The 8,950-nt window shown below is 33.7% G+C and carries 8 protein-coding genes; 2 read left to right on the top strand and 6 right to left on the bottom strand.

Going from position 1 to position 8,950, the window contains the following annotated elements:
- Positions 1-160: 160 nt before the first annotated feature.
- The 4 genes from QZ659_RS08430 to QZ659_RS08445 form a co-directional block, all read right to left on the bottom strand.
- Positions 161-1,222 (bottom strand): leucine-rich repeat domain-containing protein, encoded by a 1,062-nt coding sequence (locus QZ659_RS08430; RefSeq protein ID WP_291724842.1) that lies wholly within the window; start codon positions 1,220-1,222, stop codon positions 161-163.
- A 94-nt stretch (positions 1,223-1,316) separates the two neighbouring features.
- Positions 1,317-2,606 (bottom strand): methionine adenosyltransferase, encoded by a 1,290-nt coding sequence (gene metK / locus QZ659_RS08435; RefSeq protein ID WP_291724844.1) that lies wholly within the window; start codon positions 2,604-2,606, stop codon positions 1,317-1,319.
- A 618-nt stretch (positions 2,607-3,224) separates the two neighbouring features.
- Positions 3,225-4,181: an electron transfer flavoprotein subunit alpha/FixB family protein gene (locus tag QZ659_RS08440; RefSeq protein ID WP_291724847.1), complete on the bottom strand. Its 957-nt coding sequence runs from the start codon at positions 4,179-4,181 to the stop codon at positions 3,225-3,227.
- A 108-nt stretch (positions 4,182-4,289) separates the two neighbouring features.
- Positions 4,290-5,021, bottom strand: coding sequence for an electron transfer flavoprotein subunit beta/FixA family protein (locus QZ659_RS08445; RefSeq protein WP_291724850.1), 732 nt, complete (start codon positions 5,019-5,021; stop codon positions 4,290-4,292).
- Positions 5,022-5,232: 211 nt separating this feature from the next.
- Between QZ659_RS08445 and QZ659_RS08450 the strand changes: the two genes are divergently transcribed.
- Positions 5,233-5,820 carry a pseudouridine synthase gene (locus tag QZ659_RS08450; protein WP_291724853.1) on the top strand — a complete coding sequence of 196 codons (588 nt, stop codon included), beginning with the start codon at positions 5,233-5,235 and terminating at the stop codon, positions 5,818-5,820.
- Here QZ659_RS08450 and QZ659_RS08455 read toward each other — a convergent pair.
- The gene (locus QZ659_RS08455) at positions 5,815-6,480 is read right to left on the bottom strand and encodes a 4'-phosphopantetheinyl transferase family protein (protein WP_291724855.1); all 666 of its coding nucleotides are present in this window, start codon (positions 6,478-6,480) and stop codon (positions 5,815-5,817) included. The genes QZ659_RS08450 and QZ659_RS08455 overlap by 6 nt on opposite strands.
- 164 nt (positions 6,481-6,644) lie before the next feature.
- Here QZ659_RS08455 and QZ659_RS08460 point away from each other — a divergent pair, with 164 nt between their 5' ends.
- Positions 6,645-8,318: a M1 family metallopeptidase gene (locus tag QZ659_RS08460; RefSeq protein ID WP_291724858.1), complete on the top strand. Its 1,674-nt coding sequence runs from the start codon at positions 6,645-6,647 to the stop codon at positions 8,316-8,318.
- A 67-nt stretch (positions 8,319-8,385) separates the two neighbouring features.
- On the opposite strand, the gene gcvH is transcribed toward QZ659_RS08460, so the two are convergent.
- Positions 8,386-8,760, bottom strand: coding sequence for a glycine cleavage system protein GcvH (gcvH, locus tag QZ659_RS08465; protein WP_291724861.1), 375 nt, complete (start codon positions 8,758-8,760; stop codon positions 8,386-8,388).
- Positions 8,761-8,950 lie beyond the last annotated feature (190 nt).

Raw genomic sequence — 8,950 nt, forward strand, 5'->3', positions numbered from 1 at the left:
AAATTATCTTAGTGAATAAGACAAACACCTTGCTTTTTCTTGAAGTGAGGTGTTTTTTAATCTTATTGGATTTTCTCTTCTCTCTCACGGACATATAGCAGATTATATTGATGTTCGGACTGGGTTTGTTTTTTAAAGGTAAGTTATTAAAAAGGGCATCTTACCATTCAATCTCTAAACTTGGTAATAATTCTTGTAGCCTTTCTTTTTGTTCAGGAGTTCTATTACAACCTCTGATAGTAAATGATTTTAGTTTTGTTAGCTTCTGGAAGTCATCTGGAATAGGTGGAAGTATTGTGCCAAAGTCAAAAAATAGCGTTAGATGTTCTAAGTTAGTCATTTCAAAAATCAGAGGTGGAAACTCATCAAACCTAGTATCTGCAAGGGTCAAACTATAAATATTTTCTGCATTCTTGAGGTTTTGGGGTAGGGCATCGGTATTTGGAACAGACAATGAAAGAATTGTGAGATTTTTAAGTTCTCCAATTTCTTTTGGTAGGTTTGTATTAGATTCTCCTCCTACTAATTGACCCCAAAGAATCAAGAATTTTAAATTTTGTAACTTCTTTATGTTGGGCGAAATGTATTTGAGATTATTATTTCCTAATGTCAATTCTTGTAACTGCTCCAATTCAAAGATAACTTCTGGAAGTGTGTCTATTTTATTATTTGATAAAGACAATCTAGTAAGGTTCTGAAATTTTGATAGTTCTTTGGGTAGAGTTTTGATATTTGTTTCTGAAATATATAAAGATTTTATGTGTTGAAATTTTTGAATATTTGATGGTAAGACAGAATCTTTAGCGTCACTAATAAACAAACTACTATCTTGTTGCCAATTTTTATTTGTTTTTATACCGTGTTCTAGCCTTTCTTCAAGCGTTCCATCATAGCCAATACTAGTTCCATACTTTTTTATACTTTCTTGATGTTCATAAATATTATAGACAAGCGAACAACAAATTAATACACAAAGACTTGCAAAAATAATAGAGTATGACTTCCGAAACTGAACTAAAAATTTCTTCTTTAAGATAAAAAAAACAGCGTATGAAGCAGCTATGATACAAGAAGCTACTCCTGTTATCAAGAGTAACAGGACATCAGAGAAAATACTATGGAAAAGTGCTTTACCAATGAACATACGAAAAATGATAGAAGCTATCATTACCAAAGCAAAAGCACTAAAAATTATGATAATGTCTCTTTTGTATTCTTTCATACTGAGTAAGTATAATTTTTTTGAATAAAAAAAACCCTTTCAAACATTTACAAATAAAATTTAAAAGGGTTTTAGAAAAATCTATAATTACAAATTATGCTTCAACAGCTTTCATTGCGCTTTTAAAAGCATCTTTGATTTTATCTACATAATCTAATTTTTCCCACGTAAAGAACTCTACTTCACGCTCTTCTACTGTTGTAGTTTGGCTAGTAACATTTCCTTTCTGTTCTGTTTTGATAGTAGAGAAAGTTACTTTTTCTGAATACGATTCACGTCCCATGTGTCCGTAAGCAGCTGTAGGAGAGAAAATTGGGTTAGTAAGTCCTAAACGCTCAATGATAGCAGAAGGACGCATATCAAAGATTTCGTTTAATTTTTCTGCAATTTGTCCGTCTGTCAAATCTACTTTAGAAGTTCCGTAGGTTTCAACAGAAAGAGAAACTGGTTTTGCTACACCGATTGCATACGCTACTTGTACAAGAGCTTCATCTGCAATACCAGCAGCTACTAAGTTTTTAGCAATATGACGAGTTGCGTAAGCAGCACTTCTATCTACTTTAGAAGAATCTTTTCCAGAGAAAGCACCTCCACCGTGTGCGCCTTTTCCTCCATACGTATCAACGATAATTTTACGTCCTGTAAGACCAGCATCTCCGTGAGGACCTCCAATAACGAATTTTCCTGTTGGGTTGATATGGAAAACAGTATTGTCTGTAATTAAGTCTTTAGAAATAACACGAGGAATAACGATGTTCTTCACATCTTCATTGATTTTAGCAAGCATATTTGCTTCCGTATCAAAATCATCGTGTTGAGTAGAAACTACTACTGTATGTACGTGAACAGGCTGATTGTTGTCATCATACTGGATAGTAACTTGTGCCTTTGCATCTGGACGTAAATAAGGCATCAAATCAGATTCTTCTTTACGAATTTTGGCAAGTTCTTTTACAATTCGGTGAGAGAAAGCAAGTGCCATTGGCATATACTCAGGAGTTTCTTTAGTAGCATAACCAAACATCATTCCTTGGTCGCCTGCACCTTGGTCTTCGTTTTCTCTGTCCACACCTTGTGCAATATCTGGAGACTGGCTATGAAGTGTAACTACAACACCACAAGATTCAGCATCAAAACGATATTTATCGCTATTGTAACCAATTTTTTGAATTGTTTTGCGAGCTACTTCAGAAATATCAACATACGCTTTTGTTGTTACTTCACCAGCCACTACGGCAAGTCCAGTAGTTACAAGCGTTTCACAAGCTACTCTTGATTTTGGGTCTTGAGCAAGCATTGCATCCAATACAGCGTCAGAGATTTGGTCAGAGATTTTATCTGGGTGTCCTTCAGATACAGATTCAGAAGTGAACAAATAAGCCATTCGTATAAATTTAGAAAAATGAAGTGAATTAATTTTTTCTTAGTAGTTGATAAGCCTATAAGTTAATATGACTTATTAAAACAGTATTTTATGATTAAAAAATTCTATTGCTACTACCTATTTTAAGCAAGCAAAAATACAAACCTAAATGTAAATAACAAAAATATTACTCTATTATCCAGCCTAAATACACTATAATTTACTTACAAAGTCGTTTAAGAACAAAGAAAGAGGATTCTTTTTACTCTGTTTGATAACATGAATTTGAAATTAAACATAGGCTTTTTATTAAAGGTTATTACAGTTATTTGTGTAGGTCAGACTTCCAGTCTGACGACAAAGATTAAAAAGACTTTATTTCAGTCAGAAACTAAGTTTTTGACTTTACTGACCAGTCTGGAAGACTGGTGTACAAAATTAACTGTGATAACGTTTATTGTTTTAAAAAAAAGATTAGATAAAGTTATTAGTTCGCTCTAACGAGACTGACTTCACTTAATTAAGGTCAGTGCCGAATGAAAAACATGAGACATATAAAATAGCAACATAAAAAAAGACTGACCTTTTCGGACAGTCTTTTTTCTATCATAACTTATATTTTGTTATTAATAGTGCTTGTTATATTCCAGCTTTTTCTAAAGCAGCTTGAAGCTTAGGAACAACATCAAAAGCATCTCCTACAACACCGTAGTCAGCAGACTTGAAGAATGGAGCTTCCTCGTCTTTATTAATTACTACAATCGTTTTAGAAGAGTTTACTCCAGCAAGGTGCTGAATAGCTCCAGAAATACCTACTGCAATATACAATGAAGGAGCGACTTTGATTCCTGTCTGACCTACGTGTTCGTGGTGAGGTCTCCAATCCATATCAGAAACAGGTTTTGAACAAGCTGTTGCTGCACCCAATGTTTTAGCAAGGTTTTCAATCATATCCCAATTTTCAGGACCTTTAAGTCCACGACCAGCCGAAACAACTAAATCTGCTTCTGGTAATAAAATATCTCCTTCTTGTTTCTTAACATCAGTTACTTTAACAGCAAAATCTTTAGCTCCGTATTCTGGACTAAATGCTTCTACTGTAGCTGCGCCACTTCCTGTTTCTTCTACACCGATAGCATTTTTAGCAATCGTAAGAATTTTGATTTCTCCTTCTAGTTTTGTGTCTGCAAATGCTTTTCCTGTATAAACACCTCTACGAACAACAAAACCATTGTCTGTTTGAGGAAGAGCTACAACGTTTGAAGCTACTGTTGCTTTTAATTTTACACCTACTCTTGGTGCTGCTGCATCTACGGTAGAAGAGCGAGACATTACTACTGCATTTGCTCCTACTTTCTGTGCTGCTGCTGCAATAGCACTAGCGATAGCACTTACTGGACGAGTAGAAAGTTTGTCATCACTTACTTGCAAAACCGTTTTTACACCATATTTTCCTAGGTCTTCCAAACCTTCTGCTTTGTCTGTAACTAAAGCTGTTACATCACCTGCACTCATTTTTGCAGCATACGTTAAAGCCTCTAAAGACGACTTCTTTACTGCATTATTATCTGCTTCTATATATACTAAAACTGACATGTTTTATTAAATTTAATGTTTTTGATATGAATTTTTTAAGTTCAAAAGAGTTATCTAATAAATAAAATGGTTTAATTAATCGTTAAAAATTAATCATTGATAATTTATTTATAGAACTTTCGCTTCTTCTTTCAAGAGTCTTACAAGCTCGTCAAGGTTATCTGCATCAATCATTTTTACATTACCACGCTCTGCAGGTAGTTCATAATTAACAACTTCTGTTGGAGCAGATTCTGTTGTAGGTTCAATAACCTCTAATGGCTTCTTACGAGCCATCATAATTCCACGCATGTTAGGGATTTTCCACTCTGCAATTGGCTCTTGACAACCTGCTACAAATGGCATTTCACACTCTACATACTCTTTTCCTCCTTCAATCTCACGTCCCATTTTGGCAACATTACCATTTACTTCAAGGGTCATACAAGGTGCAACACAAGGCATATCTAACATTTCAGCTACCATTCCGTGTACTTGTCCACCGTTGTAATCACTTGCCTCACGTCCCATCAAAATCATATCAAAGTTTTTATCTTTTGCATACGCTGCAATTTGTTCTGCTACGAAATAAGCATCTTTAGGGTGTGCATTGATACGAACAGCGTTGTCTGCTCCGATAGCCAATGCTTTACGGATAGTAGGTTCTGTATCTGCTTCTCCTACATTGAGGACAGTAAGTTTTCCTCCACTTGCATCTTTAAGTTCTACGGCACGAGCAAGCGCATAATCATCATAAGGCCCAATAATAAACTGTACGCCGTTTTTATCTAATTCTGTACCATTAAATTTAATTTTTGTTGTTGTGTCAGGTACATGACAAATGCAAACTAATATGTTCATATAAAGAGATTGGTAAAAACAAGTTAAAAAATGAGTAATTCCTTTTCCTAATTTTCTGAAATAATAATGGTAAAAAGGAATGATTAACAAAATTGTTTGGTATGTGTGTATTCTAACTGCGAATATACGGCATCTTCTCCAAAAGCGCAATTTTGCAAAAGATTGTTTTACCTTTGTGTATTATCATCTCTGATTTAAAAAACACTATAAAATGCGTTATTTCATTATTTATAAGCCCTATCAAATGCTTTGTCAGTTTTCTAAGGAGGGCGACAAAGAAACACTAGCAGATTTGCCCTTCGATTTTCCAAAAGACATTTATCCAGTGGGAAGACTAGACACAGACAGTGAAGGACTTCTTATTCTGACCAACGATAAAAAGCTCAATCATAAACTTTTAAATCCTCAATTTGCTCACAAACGCACATATTATGTACAGGTAGATGGACAAATCCATAAAGCTGCGATTCAGCATTTAGAAGAAGGCATTACAATTCGTGTCAAAAAGAAGGACTATTTTACCAAACCTGCTAAGGCAGAAATTATTAGTGAACCAAACCTACCTCCACGTAATCCTCCTGTGCGTTACCGTGCTTCTATTCCTACCTCTTGGATTTCTCTTACTCTTACAGAAGGAAAAAATAGACAAGTAAGGCACATGACAGCAGCCGTAAAGTTTCCTACATTGAGACTAGTACGTTTTGCTATTGAAGGAATTGAGCTTGGAGAAATGCAATCTGGAGACATTATAGAGCTTTCTGGCACAGAACTTTATGAAAAATTGGGAATGAAATCATAACCAAACAACAACAAAATCATTATTTGGATTGCTAAAATTGTGATACGATAAAGGAAGCCATTGTGTAGGAAGTATATTGCTTTTGATTCGTCCCAACAGTTGATTTTTACTGTCGAACTTAACATTCAAATCTTCTTTAAAGAAAAGTCCTTCAATATCTGCATATTTGTACAAGGCTTCTTTGGCTGACCAAAACAAAGTTTGAGTAGCTAAGTTTTGAGCGTTTTTTTGTTCTCTTTCGCTCATGACACGAGGAAAAACTCGGCTGATTTTGGAAACTTGTGATTGAATATCAATGCCAACTTCTTTTTCTATATCTATAATAGCTGCACAATAAGGGAAATCGTGAGAGATAGACAAGTTGAGATTTGTATTTTCACTCAAAAAAGGTTTTCCTGTTGGAGTTTTGTCTAAAAATGTATAGTCTAAATGTAGTTTCTTTACCAAAGTTTTGACTGATAAACGAACGGCCAAACGCTCCAGTTTTTTTTCTATCTGTCTTTGCTGTAATTTTTCATTAGAACTAGCTACTGAATACTTGCTATTTACATATTCCTTGTCTTCCTTTGGAAGTTGGTCTTCAAAAAAAGAAGTAGTTTCTGTGATTTGCCAAATAGCAACCAAATGTTGGGGAGTTTTTTCTAAAATTTGTAGAGGCATTTTTATTAATTAGCTTCGCTAAACTATCGTTTGACAATGAAAAATAGAGAATTGATAAATCTAACCATAAAAATAACCTAATGAAAAAAATAATTTATATAATTTTTGCAATAGTATTTGTTTTGCAAAGTGAATCAAATTTTGTTTTTGCCCAACATGCAAAGATGACATTTTCTCGTCAAGATTCTCTGCGTGGTTCGCTGCGAAAAGAGCGAGCTTACGATGTAAAATACTATGATTTGAATTTGAAAATTGATATTGAAAATCAGTCTATTACAGGATATAATGCCATTACGTTTCAAAATACGAGTTTAGATTCAGTTTTGCAGCTAGATTTGTTTGAGCAGTTTGAAATAGACTCTATTGTGTATCAAAATCAGAAATTAGAATACAAAAGAGATGGCAATGTAATTTGGGTTACTTTTTCAAACCAAACAAAATTAACTCTTCAAAAGTCAAAAACAGATAAAACGAATGAAATCTTAACTGTTTTTTATCATGGAAAACCTCAAAATGCAGTAAATCCACCGTGGGATGGAGGTTTTACGTGGAATACAAAAGCCAATGAAAAGCCGTGGGTTACGGTAAGCTGTCAAGGATTGGGAGCGAGCAGTTGGTTTCCTTTAAAAGACCATTTGAGTGATGAGCCAGATAGTGTCAGAATGTATATTGAAGTGCCAAAAGAGTTATTTTGCGTTTCGAATGGCGATTTAATTTCTATCAATAAAAACACAGAAGATGATGATTATTTTGGCTATGAATGGAAAACGTCTTATTCAATCTCCTCTTATAATATGACTTTAAACATTGGAGATTACGTTCATTTTGAAGATAAATATATTTCTAAAATAGAAGAAAATGAAATAACAAATCCCAAAAATGAAAAAGAAGTTTTAAAATTAGATTATTATGTAATTAAGGGAAATGAGAAGAAAGCAAAACCGTTTTTTGAAAGTCAAGTCAAGCCAATGTTGGAAGTTTTTGAGTATTTTTTTGGAGAATATCCCTTTAAAAATGATGGTTATGCACTTGTAGAAACTCCGTACTGGGGAATGGAACATCAGTCTTGTGTGGCGTATGGAAATAATTATAGACTAAATCCGTTTGGTTTTGATTTTATCATCATTCATGAGTCTGGACATGAATATTTTGGAAACAGCATTGGTGCAGACGACAATGCAGAACTTTGGATTCATGAATCTTTTACAACGTATTCGGAAGCTCTTTTTGTAGAATATTTTCAAGGCAAAGAAAAAGCAGTAGATTATTTGCTCACTCAAAAGCCAAAAATTATGAATAAAGATGTTATTCTTGCTCCTTTGGGAGTAAATTATAACAACTGGCTAGGTGCAGATATGTATTACAAAGGAACTTGGATGTTGCATTCCTTGCGTTCGGTGGTGGGAAATGATGAACTTTGGATACAAACCATTAGAGATTTTTATCAGACTTATAAACATTCGCACATCAATACAGAGCAAGTAATTGAATTTTTCAACAAAAAAACAGGCAGAAATTTAACTTCTATTTTTAACTTTTATCTTACCAATAAGAATGTTCCAATGCTAGAATATAAAATTATAAAGGAAGATAAAAAAGTGTTTTTATCTTATAAATGGCTGTTAAATGAGGATAATAAGGATAGAAATGCAGATTTTAATATGCCTGTTGAGGTATTTTTGGATGGAAAGACGAAATCTTTTGAATTAACTCCAACTACCACAAGTCAAAAGGTAGATATTTCTAAACATCTGACTGCAAAAGAGAAAAAATCTTTGAATGGACTAGAAATAAAAATTAATGAAAGAAAATATCTAGCTAAAACTGTAAAGAAGTAATAACAAAGCCTTGATAATGCGATAATAGAGCATTGTCAAGGCTTTGTTTAGACCAAAAAAAACGAAATTATATTATTCCCTCATAATCTTCAGAAGACATAAGCTCTGCTACATCATCTGGATTATTAACTTTAATTTTTATCATCCAACCTTCGCCATAAGGGTCAGAGTTTACCGTTTCAGGAGCATCTTCTAAATCTGGATTTACTTCTATTACTGTTCCTGTGATGGGCATATATAAGTCTGAAACCGTTTTTACAGCTTCAACAGAACCAAAAACATCTCCTGCTTCTACTTCGTCTCCTTCTGTTGTGATGTCCACATAAACAATATCACCAAGTTCAGATTGTGCGTGTTCGGTGATGCCAACTGTTGCAATGTCGCCTTCTAAGCGAATCCACTCGTGTTCTTTTGTGTACTTTAATTCCTTTGGAAAATTCATTTTGATTTTTTTATGAGAAAGATTAAAAAAATATTTAGATGTCAAATATACAAAATAGAATAGGCAAAAAATACGGTTTTTAGCAAAGATTAGGTAAAAAAATAACCCATAAATCTAATTATGAGTTATTTTTTTAGGTTCTTTATGAATTTGGTTGCAAATAGACTTTTTGGTTAAATACAAATCGTAT

Origin of the sequence: Bernardetia sp. (genome assembly GCF_020630935.1) — a bacterium.
Classification (GTDB): Bacteria; Bacteroidota; Bacteroidia; order Cytophagales; family Bernardetiaceae; genus Bernardetia.

Excerpts from the sequence above, each read along its gene's own strand:
- QZ659_RS08430 (WP_291724842.1), bottom strand. The coding sequence starts at position 1,222 with ATGAAAGAATACAAAAGAGACATTATCATAATTTTTAGTGCTTTTGCT.
- metK (WP_291724844.1), bottom strand. The coding sequence starts at position 2,606 with ATGGCTTATTTGTTCACTTCTGAATCTGTATCTGAAGGACACCCAGAT.
- QZ659_RS08440 (WP_291724847.1), bottom strand. The coding sequence starts at position 4,181 with ATGTCAGTTTTAGTATATATAGAAGCAGATAATAATGCAGTAAAGAAG.
- QZ659_RS08445 (WP_291724850.1), bottom strand. The coding sequence starts at position 5,021 with ATGAACATATTAGTTTGCATTTGTCATGTACCTGACACAACAACAAAA.
- QZ659_RS08450 (WP_291724853.1), top strand. The coding sequence starts at position 5,233 with ATGCGTTATTTCATTATTTATAAGCCCTATCAAATGCTTTGTCAGTTT.
- QZ659_RS08455 (WP_291724855.1), bottom strand. The coding sequence starts at position 6,480 with ATGCCTCTACAAATTTTAGAAAAAACTCCCCAACATTTGGTTGCTATT.
- QZ659_RS08460 (WP_291724858.1), top strand. The coding sequence starts at position 6,645 with ATGACATTTTCTCGTCAAGATTCTCTGCGTGGTTCGCTGCGAAAAGAG.
- gcvH (WP_291724861.1), bottom strand. The coding sequence starts at position 8,760 with ATGAATTTTCCAAAGGAATTAAAGTACACAAAAGAACACGAGTGGATT.